This is a genomic window from Bradyrhizobium jicamae (assembly GCF_001440395.1).
Lineage (GTDB): Bacteria > Pseudomonadota > Alphaproteobacteria > Rhizobiales > Xanthobacteraceae > Bradyrhizobium > Bradyrhizobium jicamae.
In genome coordinates this window covers 1-23,984 of record NZ_LLXZ01000208.1, presented here as the reverse complement: position 1 = coordinate 23,984, position 23,984 = coordinate 1, and the positions used below count along the sequence as shown (strand labels likewise).

Here is a 23,984-nt window from a genome sequence, read left to right as displayed (position 1 = left end):
TTCGTCGCTTTGCTCCCTTGCGCAAACGCTTCGCGTTTGTCGCAGGCAATGACGGAGTGCGCTGAATTACCTCCCAAACGTCAAAGGAGCGCGTTATCCTCCGCCCTCAAAGACGCGACACAGCGTCATTTCGGGGAGCGCGACATGCTAACGGACGTTCAGATCCAAGCCCACGCGGATAGAATTCGCAACGACGGCTTCACCGTCATCGAAGGCGCGGCAAGCCCCGAACTCATCGAAGGCTTGATCACGGCGCTACAGCGCATCGAGCGCGAGCATCAGCTTGGCCCAGCCAAAACCTCGTTCGAAGGCTTCAAGACCGTCCGCATCAACAATCTCCTCACCTATGACGATCTGTTCTGGGAAGTGCCGCTGCACGGGAACGTGCTGCCGGTGGTCGAGCGCGTGCTGGACAAGGAGTGTCTGTTGTCATCGTTCTGCTCGCTGGTGCTGGGGCCGGGGCAGGAGGCGCAGCCGATCCATGAAGACACGCAGTTGATCCCGCTGCCGCGTCCACACATTCCAATCACCATCAACGCGATCTGGGCGCTGTCGGATTTCCGCGAGGACAACGGCGCGACGCGGATCATACCCGGCAGCCACAAATATGATTCCTCGCCGGAATACGGCCATGATTATGCCGCCGTGACCGCGACAATGAAGGCCGGCAGCGTGATGCTGTTCGACAGCGCGCTGTGGCACGGCGGCGGCGCCAACGATTCGGATGAGCGGCGCTTCGCATTCTCCTGCGCCTATTGCTGGGGCTGGATGCGCCAGCAGGAAAATCTGCAGCTCGGCATTCCCCAGGAAACCGCCAAACGCTTTCCGCGCCGCCTGCAGGAATTATGCGGCTACAGCGTCTACAAGGGACAGTTCGGCCACATCGACAATCACGATCCGATCGAACTGCTCGGGCGCGAACGGGGGAAGCGCATGGTGTGGGAAGCGACGGACGCGAAGAAGGCGAAGATGACGGGCGTGGCGGGGAAGCCGTAGCCTGTACGCTTTAAATCGACCGAAAGGTGATGCCGTCGCCGCAACGGCCAATTTTCTCTTTCGGGGAAAGGCAAGCACGCTCAGTAGTTCCGACTTTTTCCACTTCTAGGATTGCTCCACCAATACAAGTGCATACCCGGGTCCCATACACCTGGCGCAGGGGCGATCGGACCAAGACTACTTGGCCGCAGCCGCTGCGGTTTCGCCCGGTGGCGCAATCCGGAACATGAAGGTCGAAACCTTTTCCCCGGGCTTGAACGGACCGGGAATCTGGTTGCTGACCGGGTTCAGACTTTGGAGAAAAGCCGCGATCGCCATGACATCCTCCCGTGTGAGTGTCGCAAAAGCGTGCCAGGGCATGATCGGCGCCAGGATGCGGCCATCCGGCCGTTCACCGCCCTGTATCGCCTTCACGATCTGCTCCCGGGTCCAACTGCCGATACCGGTCTTTTTGTCGGGCGTGATGTTTGAGCCCACAAAGACACCTTGACCCGGAATCTCGAAGCCCACATCCGAGCCGCCGAGAAAGCGTGACGTGTCGGGATTCCCGAAGAAATATCCCGGCGTATGGCAGTCGTTGCAGCCACCGAGTGTGACGAGATATTTGCCACGCGTGATCTGTGCATCGTCAGCCGTGGCCGCGAACGCTGAAAGCGCGATAAGTGACGCGGTCACGAATGCAAGACGAACTGAAGTCCGCAACATGAATTGCCTCGCTTCGATTTGGTTACGCCTTATGGTTTGCGGCCGATTACCGCACCGTTCGCGGCGGGCGCCTCGAACCATACGGTCTCGATGTGCCGGAAGCCGGCCTCCTCGAGCCATGCCGCGTATTCGGCCGGCGTGTAGTTTCGCCCTTCCGTCTCGATCAGCATGTTGAGGCTCATCAGCGCGGCCGGCGCCGGACCGGTCTTTTCGTCGTTGACGAGGAGCTCACTGATGACGACGGCGCCGCCGCTCGGCAAGGCCTCGAAGGACCGGCGCAGCAGGGCGCGGTTCTTCGCCTCGTCCCAATCGTGCAGGATCATCGATAACAGATGCATGTCGTGATCCCCGGGAAGCCGCTCGAAGAAGCTGCCGCCTGCGGTGTCGATCCGGTCGGTCAAGCCGGCCTCGGCAATCTTTCCCGCGGCGATCGCGGTGACATGCGGCAAGTCGAATACGGTCGCGCGCAGCGTCCCGTACTGTTTGCAAAGCTCGATGTCGTAGGCGCCCGATCCGCCGCCGATGTCCAGGAGGCGGCGGAAATGTCGGAAGTCCACCGCTTCGCCGAGCTTGCGCGCGGTCATCGCCGAAACCGAATGCATCGCCTCCCAGAACAGCGCCAGCACCATTGGATCCTCGCCGTCGAACATCGAGGATTGCGCGTCCGGATCCCATGTGGTTGGCCGGTTCGTGCGCAGCGCTTCGGCAAGTTTACCCCAGCCCGCGTAGAGCCGCTTGTCGGCCATTTGCACGAAGCCGCCGAAATAATATGGTTTCCCGCGCACGAGATAGGCCTCGCTCAACGGCGTATTGCGATAACGGCCATCCGTTTTCTCCAGCAGCCCGAGTGCGGCGCAGCCGGTCAACAGCATCTCGGCCGGCCGCGGATGCAGACCGAGCGTTTCCGCCAGCCTGGCAACCGTGATGCCGGCGCCGCCCGCCAGGCGGCTGAAGAGGTCCAGTTCGTGCGCGGCGGCCAGAGTCTTGAAGGCCCAGAAACCAGTCGAAAGCGCCATCAGCGGGATGGCGGAAGGAAGCTCCGGCGTGGCGGAAACCGGCTGGATGTTTGCATGCCTGGCCGGAGGCGCTGTTCGCGAAGGCTGACTGGCCATGGTCATCTCCCTTTCAGAACGAGTCACGGCTGATCGTAAGGAGGACAGGGCCTCGTTGAAGTGCCAATTCATGGATTCTCGGCCAGTCCAATTCTAGCCAGGCGACAGGATGGAACATTGGCCTATGCGCAAGGTTGCCAGTCCAATCCGAAACAACGCGAGTTCCGGGACTGTGGCTTTTCACGTCAGTCTTGTTGGTCGAGATGACCTTAGTGGCGAGATATACCGTCAGATCCGGCAGGCCATTCTGGACGGTCGCCTTCGACCCGGAGAGCGGCTGTCTGCCACGCGGGAACTGGCCGCCGCGCTGACGGTTGCGCGATCGACGGTAGCAATCGCCTACGAAACCCTAGTTGCGGAAGGATTTGCAACGTCGCGTACGGGCGCTGGGACATTCGTCAGCCATCAGCTCGAGGCAAAACGTCCTGCATCGAAGACAAGGCGCTCGACATCCCGCGCAATTCGGGTGCGTGAAGTCTGGGAGACGGTATCGTTACCGCCTTTTTTCCTTCGCGCGGCGCGCTACGACTTCAGAGCGGGGCTTCCGGACGCCTCGCTGTTTCCACACCGAATCTGGCGGCGGGTCGTCGCCCACGCGCTGCGCTCGCGCGAGATGACGGCGGGCCGCTACGAGAATCCCGCGGGCAATCGGGACCTGCGCGCGGCGATCGCCCGCCACATCGGCATCTCACGTAGCGTTTCCGGATCGCCCGACGACATCATCGTGACGAATGGCACCCAACAGGCGCTCGACATCATCGCTCGCGTGCTTCTCGACCCCGGCGATGTCGTTGCGGTAGAGAAACCGGGCTATTCGCCTCCAAAAGACCTGTTCAAGGCGCTGGGCGCGCGCGTGGTCGGCGTGCCGGTCGACAGCGAAGGTCTGGTCGTGGAGGCGTTGCCTGCTGATGCCAGGGTGGTCTACGTGACGCCCTCGCACCAGTTTCCCCTCGGCATGGCCATGAGCCTGTCGCGCCGACGTGCCCTGCTTGCCTGGGCCGAGCGCTACAACGCGGTTGTCGTTGAGGACGATTACGACAGCGAGTTTCGCTTCGGCGGACGCCCGCTTGAACCGCTTCAGACCCTCGATACGACCGGTCGCGTTGTGTATGTCGGCACGTTTTCAAAAACGTTGCTGCCGGCTCTCCGGCTGGGCTTCATGGTCGTGCCGCCATCGCTGCGAGAAGCGGCGTACAAGGCGAAATTTGTCACCGATTGGCATACGGCGACCATCGTGCAGAACGCGCTGGCGCGGTTCATCGACGAGGGTGCGTTTGCCCGCCACATTCGCAAAGTGACCCGCATCTATAGCGAACGGCATGAGATGCTGACCGCGGGGATCAAGAGCAACTTCGGCGATTACCTCCATCTTATTCCATCGAGCACCGGGCTGCACATCGCTGCCTACGCGCGGACGGCGTCGTTCGATGACATCGATGCGATTGCATCGCGAGCCTTTGACCTCGGCGTTGCCATTCAAGCCTTCCCGCTGGAAGGAAAGCCTCAGGCCGGCATCATGCTGGGATATGGAGCGATCGAGACGGCGCGGATTGCCGAAGGACTGCGGCGGCTGTGCAGATGCTTCGATGAACGCGTGTCTCGACGCCCGAAAGCGGCGTGAGCAATGTCGCCAGAGGCAACGGCATTGGACTGATTGATTCCACGTAAATTGGACCTTCCATCATACCGCTTCGCTTTCTAGTGTCGGGTCGCTGAAAGGTTGACGGACCGATGCGGCGGGCGCGTTCCCGCAGCTTGATCTGCAAGAGCTCAGATCGCGGTCCTTTCCCTCGCAGTCTGACTGACGCGCGGCACGATCTCGCAGTCAATCGGCGCCCGCCGAGGCGGAGCCGAAATGATCGTGCGCGGCTGCGCGCCAACCGCTGGACCAGGAGCCAGCAAGTACACCCTGACCGCCCACCAGGGCTCGTTATCAGGAGGAAGTATCATGTCCGTTGTTGTCAATGCGCTCACCAGTTGGACGGAAGCTGCGGCATCCAGCCATCGTCGACTTGGATGGGGACTACGATTCCTGCGCTGGTGTGTCGAGTGCTCGGAACGGTCGCGGCAGCGACAAGCCCTGTCGGAACTGGATGACCACTTTCTCAAGGACATCGGCAAGACGCGGCAAGAGGCCATGGCCGAAGCATCAAAACCGTTCTGGAAATGACGCAGCCGGGCGTTGGCACCGGGCCTGTGTGTCACTGTCCGCACGCCGATCGTACCGGTATCCCGGATTTATGGTGCACGCCGGCTAGCCGACCCGCCGAAATCTCAAATACGCCGCGACCCGTCCCTCGCGCTCGGCTTTGCGGCCGTAGCGCGTCATGGTGTAGCCGTCCCACGGCTGTTGCCAGTCGGCGGCGCGTTCGGCGGTCCAGAGAAAATCCGGCGAGCGCATCAGATGCGCCAGCGTCCAGGCGCAGTAATCGTCGATGTCGCTGACGAAGCGGAATTCGCCGCCGGCTTTCAGGATGCGCGCCATTGCGTTGACGGTAGCATCCTGCACGAAGCGGCGCTTCCAGTGCCGCCGCTTCGGCCAGGGATCCGGATGGATCAGGTCGATCCGCGCCAGCGAGCGCGGTGGCGCCCAGGCCAGCAATTCGGCGGCATCGCCGGCATAGAGGCGGATGTTGCGCAGATTGTGCGCCTCGATCTGCGTCAGGATTTTTGCCATGCCGTTGACATAGGGCTCACAGCCGATGAACCCGATATCCGGAAAGGCCTGCGCTTCCGCGATCAGATGCTCTCCGCCGCCGAAGCCGATTTCGAGCCTGACATCATCGGTGCCGCCATCGAAGAGGTCGGCAAGCCGCTCCGGCGCTGGCGTTGCGATATCGAGCGCCAGGTGCGGCAAGAGATTGTCGATCAGGTCGGCCTGATGGATGCGGAGCTTGTGGCCCTTGCGGCGGCCGAAGAACGAGCCGCCGCGCGCATGTGCCGACGCGCCGTCATCCGGCGGCGCGCCGCCGTCGCCGATATCGCGCGGGGCGGTCATCATCGCAGCGTCTGGTACAGCCGGTACAACAGCCGTGCCCTCGGCTCGATCGAGGAGATATACATCTGCTCGTAATGGGTATGGGCGCCCTGGCCGTCGACGCCGAGCCCGTCGAGGGTTGCGGTATGCGGTGCGGTGAAATTGCCGTCGGAGCCGCCGCCGGTCGAAGTGTCGACCAGATCGAAGCCGATCTCGGCCGCGATCGTCTTGGCATGCTCGTAAAGCGCCGCGCCGGCATTGCTCTTTTCGTAAGGCGGGCGGTTCAGCTCGCCGATCACCTTGACGGTGACGCCTTCGGTGCGCGATTTCAGATTGAGGATCTTTGCCACGAGCTCTTCGGAATCGGCGATCGTCGGCACGCGGGTGTCGACCTCGGCATAGGCTTCCTCCGCGACCACGTTCGGCTTGGTGCCGCCTCTGATAACGCCGACATTGACGCTGATGCCGCGCGCATGGTCGTTCATCGCCTGCAGCGTTTGAATGACATTGCCGAGTTCGTGGATGGCGCTGCGGCCGTCCTGCGGCCTTGTGCCGGCATGCGAGGGCACGCCCTTGATGAACACCTCGAAGCGTCCGACGCCCTTGCGCCCGGTGACGATCTTGCCGCCGTCGCGCGCCGGTTCGGTGACCAGCACATATTTCGCCTTGCGTCCCTCGGCCTCGATCAGCGCGCGCGAGGTCGGGCTCCCGATCTCCTCGTCGGAGACATAGAGCTGGGTAATTCCGAGCGGCGGCCGCGCGCCGTCAGCGCAAACCTGCCGGAACGCATGATAGGCGAGGTAGGCGCCGCCCTTCATGTCGTAGATGCCCGGGCCGAAGGCGCTGTCGCCCGCGACGCGGAACGGCAGGCGCTCGATGAAGCCCATTGGGTGCACGGTATCGAGATGGCTCAGCACCAGGATGCCCGGCTCGCCCTGTCCCCATGACGAGCGCGCCACCAGATGGTCGCCGCAGCCGGAGTGCCCGGCAATCCGCTCCACGGTGGCGGGCAGGCCGCGATAACCCTCTGTGACGAGGTCGGCGAGCTTGTTGACCTGCTCGGGTGCTTCGGTGGGAGTTTCGATCTCGACCCAGCGGCGGATGCCTTCGAGGATCGGCGTGGCGTCGAAAGGATTGGTTGTCGTCATGTCGTATCCGATACGGCGTCATTTCCCGATGCGCAATTGCCGATCGAGAAATGAGGCATATTCCAGAATACGAAATTTTCAAACCGTTGCGAGATGAAGTCAGCGCGGGTCCGGGCCGTTCCGCGAGGCGATCTGCTCGACCAACTCGACGATCGAGCGCCGCATCTTGGAATCGTCGATGCGCGTGAACGCGCGCGTCAGCGCGAGACCCTCTGATGTTGCGAGGAAATCGGACACATAGGCTGGCGAGGCGCCGTCGCCGAAACCCTCGCCATTTACCGCGCCGCTCGGTCCGCCGTCGAATAGAAACGACACGGGTACCTGCAGAATTTCAGAGATCTGCTGCAGGCGGCTGGCGCCAACCCGGTTGGTGCCTTTTTCGTATTTCTGAACCTGCTGGAAGGTGAGACCGAGCGCTTCGCCCAGTTTTTCCTGGCTCATTCCCAGCATGATGCGGCGCATCCGGACGCGGCTGCCGACATACTTGTCAACCGGATTGGGCGCTTTGGTGGACATCTGCATCGCTCCTGGGATGGCGCGCCGGGATTGAGGCAGTGGAAGAGTCATGCCTCAGGCGCGCCGTTACCGTCATATCCTGCTCGAAGGATCGGGTAGAATTGCGGACGATCTGAGCAACGGAAGTGACTGGTTGTTGTTTTTGGCTTGCAACCGCAGAAAGCGAATTGCAGGCTGTCTGTCAACTGGTGGAACCGCACGCGCAGCGTTTTTAGTAAACCAGTGACAAAACTGCGCCGAGGAAATCTCAGGCAGCGTGCTTTGCTGCGCGGCGTCTGATGACGAGTATCAAGGCAACTGCCACAATCACGGCAGCCGGGATATCTCCAAAGCGAGCATAAATGGTCGGCGACAGCGCCGACGGCAGGCTGGCATCCAAAACACCTTCGATGCCGAGGCCGAGGCGTGCGACAATCCGCCCTGAAGGATCGATCACCGCCGAGATGCCGGTGTTGGCGGCGCGCACCATCGGCAGCCCTTCTTCGATCGCACGCAGCCGCGCCTGCTGCAGATGCTGGTAGGGGCCGGTCGAATTGCCGAACCAGCCGTCATTGGTCAGGTTGATGATCCAGCCGGGACGATCATCACGCGCCGCAACATTTCCGGGGAAAATCGCCTCGTAACAAATCAGCGGTAGCGCGCGCGGCGCGTTCGGTATCTCCATCGCATGGCGCTGCGCGCCCGGAATGAAGCCGCCATGCACCTTCGTCAGCTGCACGAAGCCGAGCTTTTCCATCCATTCCTGAAACGGCAGGTATTCGCCAAACGGCACCAGATGCAGCTTGTCGTAGACCGACAGCACGCCACCGTCATGGTCGATCACATATATCGAGTTGTAGGCGCGGGAGACGCGGGCGCCGGGCGGACCATCAGGGGCGCGGACGGAGCCCGTGATCAGCACCGTGCCCTTGGGCAGGAGCTCGGCGATCTGCGCCATCGCGTCGGCTTCACGGGTCAGGAAAAAGGGGAAAGCCGATTCCGGCCAGATCAGGATCTGCGCATCGCGCACGCCGGTGGATTGCGGTCCCGAGGCGCGGTCGGACAGCGTCAGATATTTCTGCATCACCTCCGACTTGGCGCCGTAATTGAATTTGACGTCCTGCTGCAGGTTCGGTTGCATGATGCGCAGCTTGACGTTGGTCAGGGCCGTCGGCTGCAGCGACAGACGCACGGCGCCGTAAATCCCCATCGCCACCAGCAGCACCAGCGCCGCCACCGGCGCGATCCAGGGCTTGCGGCCGCGCGAGGTACCGTCGATCAGCGCCGCCGGGCTGGCGAAGATCGCGACGCTGAGGAACGTCATGCCCCACAGCCCGATCAGGGACGCCGTCTGCGCCAGCGCCAGCGGCTCCGACAGCGCGTAGCCATAGGCATTCCACGGGAAGCCCGACAGCATGTAGCCGCGCAGCCATTCGCTGACCGTGAGGGCGACTGCGAGCGCCAGCACGCGCGAGGCATCCCGTGTCCAGATCAGCCGCGCCAGCGCGAAGCCGAGCGCGGGAAACAGGGCCAGGTAAGCCGGCAGGCCGAGCACGGCGAACGGCATCAGCCAGGCAAAGGTCTGTGCGTCGACCAGGAAGGCGTTGCCGGTCCAGTAGAGCCCGGGCACGAAATAGCCGAGCCCGAACCAGAAGCCTGATAGCGCCGCCGCCGGCACGCCGCGCCATTTTCCGGCCGCGGCTCCGTCGATCAGCCAGACTGCAACCGGAAAGGTGATGAACAGCACTGGCCAGGCATTGAACGGCGCCATCGCCAGCGCCGACATCGCGCCTGCGACCAGCGCGATCGCGGCGCGTTTCCAGCCCCAGGCGAGGATGATCGAGAGTCCCGCCACGCGGAATTTGCTTGAAGGCATCACTGCGGGCCGGCTCCATCGCCGGAGGTCGGCGGCGTGTTGTCGTTGGCCTGCGGAGCACTGGCATCGGGCGGGCTCTCGCGCCGGGGTCTTTCGCGTTGCGTGCGTGCGGGAGGTCGCTCCTTCCGGACGCCGATCCGCAGCCGCTTGACCCGCCGCGGGTCGGCGTCGAGGACCTCGATCTCGAAATTGCCCGGGCCTGCGATCACCTCGCCGCGCACCGGCAGTCGGCCGACCTGCGCCACCAGATAGCCGCCGAGCGTCTCGACTTCCTCGCCGGCCTCGCCGGTGACGAATTCCTCGCCGATCATCTTGCGTGCATCCTCGAGGCTGGCGCGCGCGTCGGCGATGAACGCATTGTCGCCGTGCCGCACGATCGCCGGCGGCTCGTCGCTGTCGTGCTCGTCGTCGATCTCGCCGACGATCTGCTCGACGATGTCCTCGATCGACACCAACCCGTCGGTGCCGCCATATTCGTCGACCACCAGCGCCAGATGGATGCGCGAGGCCTGCATCTGCGCCAGCAGGTCGATCGCCCGCATCGATGGCGGCACATAGAGAAGCTTGCGGATGATGTTGGCCTCGGCGAGCGGCATCGCGAGGTTGACGGCGCGGAGGTCGAGGCCCGCCGGAAACGGCTTCTTGCGCTTCGGCTTGTCGGTCTCGCCGACGCGCGCCTTCGCGGTCATGAACGCCAGGAGGTCGCGGATGTGGACGATGCCTTCGGGGTCGTCGAGGGTTTCGTTGTAGACCACGAGGCGGGAATGCGCCGCGCTCTCGAACAGGCTCATCAGCTCGCCGAGCGGAATGTCGCGCTTGACCGCGACGATGTCGGCGCGATGCACCATCACGTCGGCGATCCGCCGCTCGTTGAGGCCGAGGATGTTGCGCAGCATGGTGCGCTCGATGGCGGAAAAGCCGACATCATCGGGCGTCGAGGCATCGAGCACGACCTGAAGATCGGCGCGGACCGATCCAGCCTTCCAGCCGAACAGCGTGCGGATCGCCCGCATCAGCCAGTTGTCGGCGGCGGGGCGCAATACCTCGCCTTCCTGCACCAGAACCGGCAGATTGCGCGTGTCGCGCGGGTTGTCCTGTATCGGGTCGGAGTCCGGCATTTCAGTCCATCCGTTCCCGGTCCGCATAGGGATCGGGAATGCCGAGCTGGGCGAGGATCTCCCGTTCGAGACTTTCCATGGTTTCGGCGTCGTCGTCATTTTCGTGGTCGTATCCGATCAGATGCAGGAAGCCGTGGACCGCGAGATGGCTGAGATGATGATCGAACGGCTTTTCCTCCTCATCGGCCTCTTTGCGCGTGGTCTCATAGGCGATGGCGATGTCGCCGAGCATGCGCGGGGCGTCCGCCGGCGCGTCGGCGGTCGGCTGCAGCGCCGGAAACGACAGCACGTTGGTCGGCTTGTCGATGCCGCGCCAGTTGCTGTTCAGCGTGCGAATGCCTGAATCGTCGGTCAGCATGACCGCGAGTTCCGCCTCGCCGACATCGGCATCGGCGAATTCGGCCGCGGCGTTGATAGCGCGATGGATCACCGCCTCGGCCTCCGGCTCGGTCTGCCAGCACTCGGCGACGACGAGAACTTCGGTAAGAGGAAGGGCGGACGACACGAGCGTTCCAGCGGTTTGCATAGCTTTGTTCTGGTTGCGGCCGCGGCCTGCCTGCGGCAGGTCCACGGCCGAGGATATTTCGGTCAAGATTTTCCGGTTGCCGGCTTCTGCGGCAATCCCTCATAGGCGGCGACGATCCGCGCCACCAGTTCGTGGCGGATGACGTCTTCCGCGGTGAATTTCACCTGTGCAATGCCCTCGACATTGTCGAGCAGCTTGCAGGCTTCGGCGAGCCCCGACGCCTGCCCGTTCGGCAGGTCGACCTGCGAGGGATCGCCGGTGATGATCATGCGGCTGTTTTCGCCGAGCCGGGTCAGGAACATCTTCATCTGCATCGACGTGGTGTTCTGCGCTTCGTCGAGGATGATGACGGCGTTGGTGAGCGTGCGGCCGCGCATGAAGGCGAGCGGCGCGATCTCGATCTCGCCGGCCTGCAGCGCGCGCTCCACGATCCGCGAATCCATCAGGTCGTACAGCGCGTCGTAGATCGGTCTCAGGTAAGGATCGACCTTCTCGCGCAAGTCGCCGGGCAGGAAGCCGAGCCGCTCGCCGGCCTCGACCGCGGGTCGAGTCAAGATGATGCGATCGACTTCCTTGCGCTCGAACAATTGCGCGGCATGCGCGACCGCAAGCCAGGTCTTGCCGGTGCCGGCCGGGCCGACGCCGAACACCATCTCGTGGCGTTTCAGCGCGCGGATGTAGGAATCCTGTGCGGCGGTGCGTGCCCGCACCGGGCGCTTGCGCAGGTTGATGGTCTCGAACGTGGGCTTGGCGGTCTTGGCGTCGAACTCGAACAGCGACCCCTGCGCGATCACGGCGCGGATCGCGCCCTCGACCTCGCCCTGCGAGAGATCATGGCCCTGCACGGCCTGCGCATAGAGCGTTTCCAGCACGCGCCGCGCGGCGTCGCAGCCGTCGCGGGTGCCGGCGATGGTGATGTGGTTGCCGCGGGAATCGACGACGACGCCGAGCCGCCGCTCGACCAGCGCCAGGTTCTGGCCGTAGGGGCCGACGAGGGCGGAAGCGGCGCGGTTGTCGTCGAAGTCGATGACGACCTGGGTCTCGGGCGGAACTTGCATGTCGCGGTCAAATTTGCGGCTGGGAGCGAGCGAAGGTGAATCCGATGCGCTTTTTGGCAAGGGTTCAGGCTCCCGTCAGCTGTGGAAGAATTGATGGTGCGGGCCGCGCAGCGCCACCCGCGAGTTCGCCGAGCAGGCTGTAGCGCTCGAGGCTGGCGATGCTGACCGGCAGCACCTGTCCGATGATGTCGGGCGAGGCAAACACATGTGCAGGCTGAAGGTATGCGGTGCGGCCGACGATCTGGCCGGGATTGCGGGCCGCGCGTTCGAACAGCACGTCGACGGTTTCGCCAATCATGGCCTTGTTGAAGGCCGATTGCTGGGTGTCGATCAATTCCTGGAGCCGCACCAATCGATCGTCCATTTCAGCCGCTGACACTGTCTCCTGCATGTCCGCCGCCGGCGTGCCGGGCCGGGGCGAATATTTGAACGAATAAGCGCCAGCGTATCCGATTTGCATGACAAGCGCGAGGGTCGCGGCAAATTCTCCCTCGGTTTCGCCGGGGAAGCCGACGATAAAATCCGATGAAAAAGCAATGTCTTGGCGGGCGGTACGGAAACGGTCGATGACACGCCGATAATCATCGGCGGTATGCTTGCGGTTCATGGCGGCCAGGATCCGGTCGGATCCGGACTGCACCGGCAGATGGACGAACGGCATCAGGGCGGCAAGGTCGCGATGCGCCGCAATCAGCGTTTCCTCGACGTCGCGGGGGTGGCTGGTCGAATAGCGCAGCCGCACGATGCCCTCGATTTCGGCAAGGCGGTGCAACAGTTTGCCGAGCGGCCAGGTCCGCCCATCCGGGCCTTCGCCGTGATAGGCGTTGACGTTCTGGCCGATCAGGGTGATCTCGCGTACGCCGTTTTCCGCCAGCCGCTTCACGTCGTCGACGATCTTGGCGACCGGGCGCGAGACTTCCGCGCCGCGCGTATAGGGTACCACGCAGAAGGTGCAGAACTTGTCGCAGCCTTCCTGCACGGTGACGAAAGCGGAGATGCCGCGCGCGCGGATGGCGTCCGGTTTCGGCTGCGGCAGGAAGCCGAATTTGTCATCGACCGGAAATTCGGTTTCCAGCGCACGTCCTTCGCTCTTGGCGCGTGCCAATAGCTGCGGCAAATGATGGTAGCTCTGCGGCCCGACCACGACATCAACCGTCGGCGCACGGCGGACGATCTCTTCGCCCTCGGCCTGCGCGACGCAGCCGGCGACCGCGATGCGCATCTCGCGCCCGTTCCGCGCCGCCTCGTCCTTGGCGACCCGCAGCCGCCCGAGCTCGGAGTAGACCTTCTCGGAAGCCTTTTCCCTGATATGGCAGGTGTTGAGGATCACCAGATCCGCATCCTCGGCGCTGTCAGTTTCGACAAAACCCTCGGGCGCCAGCGTGTCGACCATGCGTTGCGCATCGTAGACGTTCATCTGGCAGCCATAGGACTTGATATGCAGCTTGCGCGGCGGCTTCATGGAACCTTGGATATCGGGCTTGAATGGCGCCATCCGGCGTCAGGGGGTCAAATATAGCCTGGAGGCGCGAAAATCCAGCCGGTTAAGCCGCCATTTCAGGGCGCAAAGGCACCCAGGATACCCGCCGCGGTCCAGTTCAGTTCGCGGTGCCCCACAGATCGAACAGTTCAGGCGGCGGAACTTCCACCCATTCGTTGCCGAGGTTGATGCGGTAGGGGGTGCTGCTCGAAGCCCCGGACAGTCGCCACAATTTTGCATCAACGGGGCGGCCCTTGGAGCGCACCCATTGCGCGATCGGTTGGAGCGCCGCCGCCTGTTTGGCCGGGGCCAGCGTGTAGCCGCCCAGCATCACGAAGCGGAGCTGTCTGTCCGAGGCCAGCCGCTCGATGTCCGCCGGCGTCAGGATCGGATCGTCGCCGAGATAACCGCCCATCGCCATCACCGGCTGGCCGGTCGCGATGATCAACGGCGCGGCGACATTCGCATTGGGTACTGCGACGATAAACTTTGCGTTCTCGCGATTGGCGGTCAGGTAACCCGTGAGCTTCTGGCGGGCGGCTTCCAGCCGCGATGTCCGCGATGCCACCCGGTCAGTGTCGGATGGCGCGAGCAGGGCCGTCATGTTGGCGACCGGTGCGGCGATGTTCGGGCGCCTCAGAACGACGCTGGCTGCGGTCAGGATCGGTGAAACGAGCAGCGCGCCAAAGGCCGCGACCGCGAACAGCTTTGGCAATCTGCCGTTCTGTTGCGGAAGGGCACAAAGGACAGCGGCGCAAATCGCAGCGATTCCAAGCGACGTCAGCCACGTTACGCTGAGCCAGTCGGATCCGATCGTTTCGGATTGCGCGATGCAGAGGTAGGCCTGCCAGGCGGCTGTGACGGCGATGACCAGCGGCAGGTGCATTCGCGCGAGCTGGCCCGCCTTCCATCTCGACCACAATCCGGCTACGGCGATGCCGGAGAACACCGCGAGCGGCGGACCGAGCACGGCGACGTAATAGGTATGGATCAATCCGCCAGCGAAGCTGAGCACGATCCAGTACATCGCGAGCCAGCCGGTCCAGACAGCGGCGCTGATGCGGCGTGATCTTGCCGTGCCCGGTCCCCATGCTTCGGACCATGCGAGCATGAGGCCGATAAGCGCGAGCGGCAGCAGCCAGGCGAACTGCGCCGCGGCCCGCGGCCGAAACAGGCGGAGAGGGCCGACCGGCGAGTCGTCGGTCATGACGGGCTGCCGAACACCCGTGACGGCAGGTGTTGCCTCACTCAAGGCTGCGGGCGCGGACTTTGCCGGACTGCCTGCGGGCGCAGCCATCGCAAGGAAGCGGGACGCGCCGTTATGCACCAAGGCAAGCTCCAGCATCGAATTGTGCCTGGTGCTGCCTGCATAGGGCCGATCCCGTGCCGGCGTGAGATCGAAGAGCACAGCCCATGACAGCGAGACGATGACAAGGACCACGCCCGCGAGGGCCTGTCGCCCGATATGCCAGCTCACGGGAGCGCGTGGTCGCGCGAGGCTGAATGTCAAAGCCAGCACGGGAGCCAGCACCAGCGCCGCGCCCATCTTGACGTTGAAGCCGATTCCGAGTGCTGCCATCGCGGCGCAGAGCAGCGCAAGCCGGCCGGTTTCGGCGGCCCGCATCCCAAACCACGCAGCCGTCAGCAGCACCAGGATCAGACAGCTCTCGGTATTGTTGGAACGGTCGACCGCAACATTGACGGGACTGAGCGCGAGCAACAGTGCGGCCACGGCACCTGCCATCACGCCCCAATATTTCCGCACGAGAATGTAAACGAGGAGGATCGCGGCCAGTCCCGCCATCACCTGGGCGAGCAGGACCGACAACGCGGAAAAGCCGAGCAGCTTGGCGCTGATGACCTGCAGCCAGATCGCGACCGGCGGCTTGTCGATGGAAACAAAGCCGGCGGGATCGAACGTGTTGAACAAGAAGTTGTGCCAGCTCTCCAGCTGGCTGCGCACGCCGGCGGCGTAATACTGTCTGCTGAATTCGTTCTGCGAAAGCTGCCAGCTTCGCGCGAGTGCCGCCACCGCCACGATCAGCGTGAGCGGCAAGGCGGCCTTCAACATGTCGGATAATTTCAGGATACGCCGCCCCCTCACGCAAGTTCGTGTGAGACTATCACCTGTGGCTTCCGCGCCCAGTTAACTCGCGGCAAGGTTGCTCGATTGAAGTCTAGCCGGCCGTTCGACCGACGCGTGCAATCAGATCCGGCAACTGCCGCATATCGCTGAACGTCACGGCGGCGCCGGCGGCGCGCAGCATTTCGGCATGGCCGGGCTGACAATGGCTGCCGCCGTGAAAACCAAGCACGGTCATTCCGGCGGCGCGGCCGGCGGTGACGCCAGGAACGCTGTCCTCGATCACGACGCACTGGGACGGTTGCGTCTTCATCTGTTCGGCCGCGAACAGAAACAGATCGGGCGCGGGCTTGCCGCGGCTGACCTGCGTAGCGGAGAAAATATGCGGCGCGAGTTGGTCGTAGAGGCCGGCGCAGGTGAGGCCGTGGTGGATCTTTTCCGGCGTTCCGCTGGAAGCGACGCATTTGGGCAGTCGTATCGCGCCAATTGCCTCGCCGATATGGGCGATCGCCTGCAAATCGCCCTCGTAGAATTTCAGCGTGGCCGCCTTCACCTGTTGCTCGAAATCATCAGGGAGTTTGCGGTCGATCTCGCGCTCGATCGTTTGGCGCGCCTCGCGGTCAGATACGCCGAGAAAGCGAACGAGCACCTGATGGGGCGTGATCGGATAGCCGTGCCGCGTCAGCGTTTCCGCATGCGCGCGGCACGAAATGACTTCGCTGTCGACGAGCACGCCGTCGCAGTCGAAGATGACCAGATCGAAGTTCTGCTTCAAGTCGGCTCGCGATCAGGTTTTGTCTTCGTCGAGCGGGACGCAATAAAGTTCCAGCCGGTGATCGACCAGCTTGTAGCCGAGTTTTCTGGCGATCTCGGCCTGCAATTTCTCGATCTCCTCGGAGGTGAACTCGATCACCTTGCCGTCACGCAGATTGATCAAATGGTCATGATGGCTGTCGGGCATCTGCTCGTAGCGTGCGCGGCCCTCGCGAAAATCATGCCGCTCGATAATGCCGGCATCCTCGAACAGTTTGACAGTGCGGTACACCGTTGAAATGGAGATCTTGTCGTCGACCGCGACACAGCGCCGGTAGAGCTCCTCGACATCAGGATGGTCGACCGAATCAGCCAGCACGCGCGCGATCACCCGGCGCTGTTCGGTCATGCGCATACCGGTGGCGGCGCAGCGCGCCTCGATGCCGGTATTTTTCTGCGCAGACGAAGATTTCAGTACGGTCATGGTCTCTAAGGCCTTGAAGGGCAAGTCGGGGCTTTTTGCCACCGCGTGCATATTACGACAAGTCGCGCCGCATCAGAAGCGCATTCAACTGTTCGCCACCGGGCTGCTGATAATAGCGTTCCCGGCGGCCGACGACCTCGAATCCGGCCCATTCATACAGACGCCGCGCCGGCTGATTGTTTTCTTCGACCTCGAGGAACACCTTGCGTACGCCGCGGCCGGCGAGATGACCGAGATGCGTCAGCAACAGGTTGCGCGACAGGCCACGGCCGCGCTGGTTCGCATCGATGGCGATCGACAACAACTCCGCCTCGTCGGCGGCCATGCGCGACACCGCAAAGCCTATGATCTTGCGCCCGAGCCTGAGGCGGTGCACGAGCGTGTTGCGCTCGGTCAGCATCACCTCGAATTCGCCTTCGCCCCAGCCGCGGTGAAACGACGCGCCATGCAGATGCGCCAGACGCGCCGCGTCGCGCTGGATCGCCGGTTCGATCACCGCTGTGCCGCCGCCCCACCAATCGGAGAACCACGTCATCATGGTGCCAGCGGCTGCGGTGCGCCGGACAGCGGATCCTTCGGCGGCTTGGCGTCGGGCGCGCGCAGATAATAGGGCCGCGCCGGCGAGCTTTCGGGACTGACCGCGGCGCCCAGCCACGCTACCCAGGCGATATCGGGTGCGGCCTGCTGGTCCACTTTGAAAGGCGGTGGTGCTTCTGCCGGCCAGCGATCAGCGAGGATGTTCGCCGCGTTGCCGACCAGATGCGGAGCGCCGAAGCGTGCGGCGTCGAGCGCTGCGGCAACCGGCGCAACGTTCGGCTTGATCAGCGAACCGCCGTCGCCGCCGAGCACCTGGAAATAGACATGATCATGCCGTGCGTCGACGGCCGATATGACGGGATGTTCGCTGTTCCCGCTGACGATCGGGGCGGCAAATGCAGTCAGCGTCGTCACGCCGACGACCGGCTTGCCGGCGGCGAGCGCAATGCCGCGGGCGGCGGAAAGGCCGACGCGCAATCCAGTGAAACTGCCGGGACCCGTCGTCGCGGCGATGCGGTCGAGTGCGGCAAAGGCGACGCCGGATGCCTTCATCACGCGCGCGATCAGCGGCATCAAGGCTTCGGCGTGGCCGCGCTTCATCGCCTGCGATTCCTGCGCGATGGTTCCGCCCGCGCTGGTGTCAAGCACGGCCGCGGCGCAAGCGTCGAGCGCGGTATCGATGGAGAGGATGAGCATCAGCTACCCTATAGCGCTTTCGAGCGACGTGGACAGCGGTTCGCATCAAGAAAACGTCGAACGACAATCTGGAGCCGGTTTCCCGTTCAACCCGGAGCGAAAATGGCTCTGGAAGTTCGCCCGCCGGCTGGAAGATTTCTCCCTCAGTTCTGCGCCGGCTCAAGCGTTCAGGAAGTTTTCGACGCATCAACGGTCCTGGCTGCGAACCTCACTCTCGATCCGCGAAGCTTGGCCGGGAGATGCAACTTATGGGACGCTAAGTGCTTGGAAATTAAATAGAATTAACAAAGAATTAGCCGTCGGATGCGACAATCGCCCACCGGGAAAATACGGGTCAATAGGGATCCGGACGATGCATCTTCGGCATTTCAAGCCACGCTCGTCCCCCGAACCGGAGGGATTTTTTCATGCCTTTTTGGAAAAGCAATTCTGCGGCGCATGAGGCGCTGGCGCAGGCGATTGCAATCAGCAAGTCGCAGGCGGTGATCGAGTTCAATATGGACGGCACGATCATCACCGCCAATCAGAATTTCCTCGACGCGATGGGGTACCGGCTCGACGAAATCGTGGGCAAGCATCATCGGATGTTCGTGACCGCGGATCAGCGTGACGATCCGAACTATCATGCGTTCTGGGCCAGGCTCAATCGCGGCGAATATCAGGCGGCCGAATACAAACGCGTCGGCAAGGGCGGCCGCGAAGTGTGGATTCAGGCGTCCTACAATCCGATCCTCGATAGCGCCAACAAGCCTGCCAAGGTCGTCAAGTTTGCCACCGACATCACCGAGCGCAAGATCCGCAGCATGGAGGATGCCGGCAAGATCGCGGCCATCGCCCGGACGCAAGCCATGATCGAGTTCAATCTCGATGGCACCATCATCACGGCAAACGACAATTTCCTTGCCGCGATGGGCTATTCGCTCGCCGAAATCCAGGGCAAGCACCACCAGATGTTCGTCATGCCGGACGAGCGTGACAGCGCGGCCTATCGCGACTTCTGGACGAAGCTGGGTCGCGGCGAGTTCCAGTCGGCCGAATACAAGCGTGTCGGCAAGGGCGGCAAGGAGGTCTGGATCCTCGCTTCCTACAACCCGATCCTCGACGATGCCGGCAAGCCGTTCAAGGTGGTGAAGTTCGCTTCCGATATCACCGAACAGAAACTGAAGACGGCGAATTTCGCCGGGCAGATCGAGGCGATCGGCAAGTCGCAGGCGGTCATCGAGTTCAGCATGGACGGCAAGGTGCTGACCGCGAACGACAACTTTCTCAGGACGCTCGGCTACTCGCTGATGGAAATCGAGGGCAAGCATCACAGCCTGTTCATGCCGCCCGACCAGCGCGGCAGCGACGGCTATCAGGCGTTCTGGGCCAGGCTCAATCGCGGCGAATTCCAGTCCGGCGAGTATGAGCGCGTCGGCAAGGGCGGCCGGCAGATCTGGATTCAGGCATCCTACAATCCGATCCGCGACCTCAACGGCAAGCCTTACAAGGTCGTGAAATACGCCGCCGATACCACCGCGCAGGTGATTGCGCGGATGCGCAGCGAGAAAGTCCGCAGCATGATGGAGCAGGTCGCTGCCGGCGCGGAGGAGCTGAACACGTCGGTGCACGAAATCTCCGACGCCATGGCGAAGTCGAAGGAAACCGCGCACACGGCCGTCGGCCGGGTCGAGGCCGCCGATCAGCAGGCGCATCGCCTGACGGAAGCCGCGGAATCGATGAGCAGCATCGTGCAGCTGATCGGCGCCATCACCGGCCAGATCAATCTGCTGGCATTGAATGCCACGATCGAATCAGCGCGCGCCGGCGACGCCGGCCGCGGTTTTGCGGTGGTCGCGTCCGAGGTGAAGAATCTCGCCAGCCAGGCCAGGCAGGCGACCGACAAGATCGAGCAGGAGATCGGCAATCTCAACGGTATCTCGGGCGATGTCGTCGCGGCCCTCAACTCGATCAAACAGGCGATCCAGAACGTCAGCGAATATGTGACGTCGACGGCCGCCGCCGTTCAGCAGCAGAGCGCGGTGACGACCGAAATGTCCGAGGGCATGCAGCGCGCCGCGGCGGAAGCCGCCAGCATCGGTGAGGCGGCGTAGCTCAAGCCTTGTAGGGTGGGCAAAGCGCAGCGTGCCCACCATTCAGGACGCAAGCTGGCGATAGATGGTGGGCACGGCGCTTCGCGCCTTTGCCCACCATACGGCACTAACCTACATCGGCCGGACTTCGACCACGTCGGGCACGAAGTGCTTCAACAGGTTCTGGATGCCGTGCTGCAGCGTTGCCGTCGATGACGGGCAGCCGGCGCAGGAGCCCTTCATGTTGAGATAGACGACGCCGTCCTTGAAGCCGCGGAAGGTGATGTCACCACCGTCATTGGCGACCGCCGGCCGAACCCGCGTCTCGATCAGGTCCTTGATGGTGGCAACCGTGTCGGCATCTTGCTCGTTGAAGAACTCGCCTTCCTCGTCTGCCGCTTCGTCGCTGCCGAAGGTTCCGTCCGCCAGCAGCGGCGCGCCGGACATGTAGTGCTCCATGATGGCGCCGAGGATCGCGGGCTTGAGATGCTGCCAGTCGCCGTCCGCCTTGGTCACGGTGACGAAATCGTAGCCGTAGAACACGCTTGATACGCCGGGAACGCCGAAGAGACGTTCGGCAAGTGGCGAGCGGGTAGCGGCGTCGCGGTTCGAAAATTCCATCGTGCCGGTATCGAGCACGGTGCGGCCCGGAATGAATTTCAGGGTGGCGGGATTGGGCGTGGCTTCAGTCTGAATGAACATGGTTTTTCTCCGGCGTCGCCGGTTCAAGGCCGGCGCGTGGGTGTCCCTTAGCAGATGGCGACCGCGGGCGCACGATCAAGGGGGAAATCGGTAATTCTGTAGGTACATCAATCCTTAAGAAAGCCCGTCGATCTCGGCGTCGGTGAGGTCGCCGGGCACGATGGTCACTGGAATCGGGAACGAGCCGGCGACCTGCGCCATCATGCTGATCAGCGGCCCCGGCCCCTCGGGACCCGGATTGGCCGCCAGCACCAGCATCGAAATATCGACGTCCTGGTCGATCACGTCGAGGATCTGGGTGGTCGGGTCGCCCTCGCGGATCACGCGCTCCGGGGTGATGGCGGCGATGCCGTTGGCCCGGCCCGAGGCGCGATCGAGCGCCTCATTGGCCGCGTCCTCGGCCTCGGCGCGCATCAGGTCGGCGACGCCGAGCCATTGCTGGTTCTGGTCCTCGATGGCGATGATGCGGAGCATCACCACGCCGCCGCCGACGCGTACCGCCCAGCGGCTGGCGTAATACACCGCGCGGTCCCATTCCGCGGTGTCGTCAACGATGACAAGGCATTTTGGCTTGTGACCCGTTTCGTAGCTTCGTCGCTGGGTGGTCATGCATGTCCCGGTGCTGCGCCAAACCGCCGCATGCTGCCACGGCGCAGCCGCCTTCGACAAGCGGCGTCGCTGGTGTCAGGTCAAATCGGCGCCTAGCGCTTTCGGATGAAACCGACGATGTCCATGGTCGTGCGCATGGTTTCGTCGGCCAAGGCGCGGGCGCGGTCGGCGCCGTCGACCAGAATACTGTCGACATGGCCGGGGTCGGCGACCAGTCGCTTCATCTCGCCAGCGATCGGCGCGAGCTTTGTGACGCAAAGTTCCACCAGCGCGTTCTTGAAGCTGGAGAATTGCCCGCCGCCGAATTCGCGCAGCACATCGGCTTTGTGCCGGTCGGCCAGCGCCGCATAGATGCCGACGAGGTTATCGGCCTCGGGCCGGTTCTCCAGCCCCTTTTCCTCCGACGGCAGCGGTTCCGGATCGGTCTTGGCCTTGCGGATCTTCTGCGCGATCAGGTCCGCATCGTCGGTCAGGTTGATCCGCGAATTATCAGAGGCGTCCGACTTCGACATCTTCTTGGTGCCGTCGCGCAGGCTCATCACCCGCGTTGCAGGTCCCGTGATGAAGGGCTCCGGCAGCGGGAAGAACTGGCCGTCGTTGAAGCCGTGGCCACGAATGGAATCGCCGAAATCATTGTTGAACTTCTGGGCGATGTCGCGCGAGAGCTCCAGATGCTGCTTCTGGTCCTCGCCGACAGGCACGTGGGTGGCGCGATAGAGCAGAATGTCCGCCGCCATCAGCACCGGATAATCGTAGAGCCCGACGGAAGCGTTCTCGCGGTCCTTGCCGGCCTTCTCCTTGAACTGTGTCATGCGGCTCAGCCAGCCGACCCGCGCCACGCAGTTGAAGATCCAGGCAAGCTCGGCGTGGCCGGCGACCTGGCTCTGGTTGAACACGATGTGCTTCTTCGGATCGATGCCGGCGGCGATGAAGGCCGCGGTGACCTCGCGGGTGTTGCGGGCAAGCTCGGCCGGGCCACCCCAGACGTCGACGCCTTGCGTGATCGCGTGCATGTCGACGACGCAATAGATGCAGTTATGTGTTTCCTGCATCTTCACGAAGTTGACGATCGCGCCGAGGTAATTGCCGAGATGCAGATTGCCGGTCGGCTGGACGCCCGAAAACACTTTTTCAACAAAAGCCATGGTCAGCTTCCCCAAGGATCCTGTATCGGATGCCTGTTTCGCGCCGTCGTTTGCCACGCAGGGGCTACAAGCGCAAGCCGCTAACCCTTGCTTTGCCTGACGGCGTTAACCGCCTCGCGCCAGCCGATGACGCCGAAAAGCCTTAACAACAGGCCGTAAGCCATGATTCCTGTCGCGATCACAGCCAGCAGCAGGACGGCCTGCACGAGGCCGTGCGCGTCCGAGGCGAGGGCAGGCAGCGACCGGGTTGCAAGCCACAGCAGCGCGCCCATGGCGAGCGCCGCCAGCGCGATGCGCGGCAGTCGCCGCTTGGCGCTGGCATCGATCGAAAACCCAAAGGTCTCGGCGCCGCGGCGGATCAGGCGGAATGCCATGCTCCACGCGCCGAGCGCAATCGCGGCCGCAATACCGTCCGCGCCGTACCAATGGCCCAGCAGGTACGCGAGCGCGACCGCCAGCACCACGCCGAGCAGCGCGGCGATCAGCGGCGTCATCGTGTCCTCGCGGGCGAAGAACGCCGGCGACAATGCCTTCACGAGCACATGCGCTGGCAGCGCCAGTGTCAGCCACATCAGCGCGCGGGCGGTGGCCTGGGTGTCATCGGCGGTGAACGCTCCGCGTTCGAACAACAGCCGCACGATCGGTTCGCTCAGCACGATAAGCCCCAGCGTGGCCGGCAGCGCCAGCCCCACCGCGAGTTCGAGGCCGCGCGATTCCGCATGCGCGACGGCTGTGCGATCATCGCCGCGCACCGCGCGCGTCAGTTCCGGGATCAGCACCGTGCCCATCGCGACGCCGACAATGCCGAGCGGCAATTCGACCAGGCGATTGGCGAAATAGAGCCATGACACCGCCGAGGGCGATGACGAGGCGATGATCGCGCCGGCCACCATGAGCAATTGCGGCGCGCTCGACGCCATCATGCCGGGCGCGGCCTTGGCCAGGAAGCCGCGGATTTCGGCGTCGAAGGAGATCCGCAGCGGCGCTGCGATGTTCTCGCCCCGGCGCAGCACCAGCACCGATAGCTGCAACAGGCCGGCGATGCCGACGGTCGCGGCCACGATCTGCGCCGCTTGCACCGCATCCGGTGGCGCGACAAGCAGCACCGCCATCACAGCGATCAGCGCAATGTTGAACAACAGCGGCGAGAACGCGGTCAGCGCAAACCGTCCCTTCGCGTTCAACAGCGCCATCATCACCGTCACCGGACCGGCAAAGGCGAGGTAGGGCAGCATCAGGCGTGCATTGTCGACCGCGAGCTGCAGCGTGTCGCGCCCCGCAAATCCGGGCGCCAGCGCCGCGATCACCAGCGGCATGACCAGCGCGAGCAGCGCGGTGGCGACGATCAGCGCCGCCGTGACCGTCCCGAGCACGCGCCCCGCAAACGCCGCCGCCGCGACCGCGCCGTCGGT

The 23,984-nt window shown here is 63.7% G+C and carries 24 protein-coding genes; 5 read left to right on the top strand and 19 right to left on the bottom strand.

Features of this window, described 5'->3' with window-relative positions:
- Nucleotides 1-144: 144 nt before the first annotated feature.
- On the top strand, nucleotides 145-996 hold the full coding sequence (locus CQ12_RS36490) for a phytanoyl-CoA dioxygenase family protein (protein ID WP_057840102.1): 852 nt from the start codon (nucleotides 145-147) through the stop codon (nucleotides 994-996).
- A 177-nt stretch (nucleotides 997-1,173) separates the two neighbouring features.
- Here CQ12_RS36490 and CQ12_RS36485 read toward each other — a convergent pair whose 3' ends face one another.
- Entirely contained in the window at nucleotides 1,174-1,701 is a 528-nt protein-coding gene (locus CQ12_RS36485; RefSeq protein ID WP_057840101.1) for a cytochrome c, read from the bottom strand.
- A gap of 29 nt (nucleotides 1,702-1,730) precedes the next feature.
- Nucleotides 1,731-2,813, bottom strand: coding sequence for a methyltransferase (locus tag CQ12_RS36480; RefSeq protein WP_198164352.1), 1,083 nt, complete (start codon nucleotides 2,811-2,813; stop codon nucleotides 1,731-1,733).
- 124 nt (nucleotides 2,814-2,937) lie between these two features.
- On the opposite strand from CQ12_RS36480, the gene pdxR reads away from it, so the two are divergent.
- Both pdxR and CQ12_RS43010 read left to right on the top strand, forming a co-directional pair.
- Nucleotides 2,938-4,434, top strand: a complete 1,497-nt coding sequence (gene pdxR / locus CQ12_RS36475) for a MocR-like pyridoxine biosynthesis transcription factor PdxR (protein ID WP_057840099.1) — start codon at nucleotides 2,938-2,940, stop codon at nucleotides 4,432-4,434.
- Between the two features lie 327 nt (nucleotides 4,435-4,761).
- Complete coding sequence (locus tag CQ12_RS43010) at nucleotides 4,762-4,983, top strand: DUF1127 domain-containing protein (RefSeq protein WP_083519633.1); 222 nt, start codon at nucleotides 4,762-4,764, stop codon at nucleotides 4,981-4,983.
- An 84-nt stretch (nucleotides 4,984-5,067) separates the two neighbouring features.
- Here the strand turns inward: CQ12_RS43010 and trmB are convergent, their stop codons facing one another.
- The 13 genes from trmB to tsaB form a co-directional block, all read right to left on the bottom strand.
- On the bottom strand, nucleotides 5,068-5,814 hold the full coding sequence (gene trmB / locus CQ12_RS36470) for a tRNA (guanosine(46)-N7)-methyltransferase TrmB (protein WP_057840098.1): 747 nt from the start codon (nucleotides 5,812-5,814) through the stop codon (nucleotides 5,068-5,070).
- Nucleotides 5,811-6,938, bottom strand: a complete 1,128-nt coding sequence (locus tag CQ12_RS36465) for a M20 family metallopeptidase (RefSeq protein ID WP_057840097.1) — start codon at nucleotides 6,936-6,938, stop codon at nucleotides 5,811-5,813. Before CQ12_RS36465 ends, trmB begins: the two co-directional genes overlap by 4 nt.
- A gap of 99 nt (nucleotides 6,939-7,037) precedes the next feature.
- Nucleotides 7,038-7,454 carry a helix-turn-helix domain-containing protein gene (locus CQ12_RS36460; protein WP_057840113.1) on the bottom strand — a complete coding sequence of 139 codons (417 nt, stop codon included), beginning with the start codon at nucleotides 7,452-7,454 and terminating at the stop codon, nucleotides 7,038-7,040.
- Nucleotides 7,455-7,701: 247 nt separating this feature from the next.
- Nucleotides 7,702-9,309, bottom strand: coding sequence for an apolipoprotein N-acyltransferase (gene lnt / locus CQ12_RS36455; protein ID WP_157088699.1), 1,608 nt, complete (start codon nucleotides 9,307-9,309; stop codon nucleotides 7,702-7,704).
- Nucleotides 9,309-10,427: a hemolysin family protein gene (locus tag CQ12_RS36450; protein ID WP_057840095.1), complete on the bottom strand. Its 1,119-nt coding sequence runs from the start codon at nucleotides 10,425-10,427 to the stop codon at nucleotides 9,309-9,311. The genes lnt and CQ12_RS36450 overlap by 1 nt, the downstream gene beginning before the upstream one ends.
- A 1-nt stretch (nucleotide 10,428) precedes the next feature.
- Nucleotides 10,429-10,932, bottom strand: coding sequence for an rRNA maturation RNase YbeY (gene ybeY, locus CQ12_RS36445; protein ID WP_430642299.1), 504 nt, complete (start codon nucleotides 10,930-10,932; stop codon nucleotides 10,429-10,431).
- 83 nt (nucleotides 10,933-11,015) lie between these two features.
- Nucleotides 11,016-12,071 (bottom strand): PhoH family protein, encoded by a 1,056-nt coding sequence (locus tag CQ12_RS36440; protein WP_083519631.1) that lies wholly within the window; start codon nucleotides 12,069-12,071, stop codon nucleotides 11,016-11,018.
- A 4-nt stretch (nucleotides 12,072-12,075) separates the two neighbouring features.
- Complete coding sequence (miaB, locus tag CQ12_RS36435; protein WP_057840111.1) at nucleotides 12,076-13,473, bottom strand: tRNA (N6-isopentenyl adenosine(37)-C2)-methylthiotransferase MiaB; 1,398 nt, start codon at nucleotides 13,471-13,473, stop codon at nucleotides 12,076-12,078.
- A gap of 136 nt (nucleotides 13,474-13,609) precedes the next feature.
- Complete coding sequence (locus CQ12_RS36430; protein WP_057840093.1) at nucleotides 13,610-15,562, bottom strand: ArnT family glycosyltransferase; 1,953 nt, start codon at nucleotides 15,560-15,562, stop codon at nucleotides 13,610-13,612.
- Between the two features lie 106 nt (nucleotides 15,563-15,668).
- On the bottom strand, nucleotides 15,669-16,349 hold the full coding sequence (locus tag CQ12_RS36425; protein WP_057840092.1) for an HAD family hydrolase: 681 nt from the start codon (nucleotides 16,347-16,349) through the stop codon (nucleotides 15,669-15,671).
- Nucleotides 16,350-16,361: 12 nt separating this feature from the next.
- Nucleotides 16,362-16,811, bottom strand: coding sequence for a Fur family transcriptional regulator (locus CQ12_RS36420; protein ID WP_057840110.1), 450 nt, complete (start codon nucleotides 16,809-16,811; stop codon nucleotides 16,362-16,364).
- Nucleotides 16,812-16,863: 52 nt separating this feature from the next.
- Complete coding sequence (gene rimI, locus CQ12_RS36415; RefSeq protein WP_157088697.1) at nucleotides 16,864-17,349, bottom strand: ribosomal protein S18-alanine N-acetyltransferase; 486 nt, start codon at nucleotides 17,347-17,349, stop codon at nucleotides 16,864-16,866.
- Entirely contained in the window at nucleotides 17,346-18,044 is a 699-nt protein-coding gene (gene tsaB, locus CQ12_RS36410) for a tRNA (adenosine(37)-N6)-threonylcarbamoyltransferase complex dimerization subunit type 1 TsaB (RefSeq protein ID WP_057840091.1), read from the bottom strand. Before tsaB ends, rimI begins: the two co-directional genes overlap by 4 nt.
- Here tsaB and CQ12_RS44570 point away from each other — a divergent pair.
- On the top strand, nucleotides 18,037-18,486 hold the full coding sequence (locus CQ12_RS44570; RefSeq protein ID WP_157088696.1) for a hypothetical protein: 450 nt from the start codon (nucleotides 18,037-18,039) through the stop codon (nucleotides 18,484-18,486). The two genes, tsaB and CQ12_RS44570, sit on opposite strands and share 8 nt — an antisense overlap.
- Nucleotides 18,452-20,137 carry a methyl-accepting chemotaxis protein gene (locus tag CQ12_RS36405; protein WP_057840090.1) on the top strand — a complete coding sequence of 562 codons (1,686 nt, stop codon included), beginning with the start codon at nucleotides 18,452-18,454 and terminating at the stop codon, nucleotides 20,135-20,137. Before CQ12_RS44570 ends, CQ12_RS36405 begins: the two co-directional genes overlap by 35 nt.
- A gap of 111 nt (nucleotides 20,138-20,248) precedes the next feature.
- Here the strand turns inward: CQ12_RS36405 and CQ12_RS36400 are convergent, their stop codons facing one another.
- The 4 genes from CQ12_RS36400 to murJ all read right to left on the bottom strand — a co-directional run.
- On the bottom strand, nucleotides 20,249-20,818 hold the full coding sequence (locus CQ12_RS36400) for a NifU family protein (protein ID WP_057840089.1): 570 nt from the start codon (nucleotides 20,816-20,818) through the stop codon (nucleotides 20,249-20,251).
- A gap of 114 nt (nucleotides 20,819-20,932) precedes the next feature.
- Nucleotides 20,933-21,427, bottom strand: a complete 495-nt coding sequence (locus CQ12_RS36395) for a universal stress protein (protein ID WP_057840108.1) — start codon at nucleotides 21,425-21,427, stop codon at nucleotides 20,933-20,935.
- A 92-nt stretch (nucleotides 21,428-21,519) separates the two neighbouring features.
- Nucleotides 21,520-22,572, bottom strand: coding sequence for a tryptophan--tRNA ligase (gene trpS, locus CQ12_RS36390; RefSeq protein ID WP_057840107.1), 1,053 nt, complete (start codon nucleotides 22,570-22,572; stop codon nucleotides 21,520-21,522).
- An 80-nt stretch (nucleotides 22,573-22,652) separates the two neighbouring features.
- Nucleotides 22,653-23,984 (bottom strand): murein biosynthesis integral membrane protein MurJ (gene murJ / locus CQ12_RS36385; protein ID WP_057840088.1); only part of this gene is annotated, 1,332 nt, incomplete at its 5' end.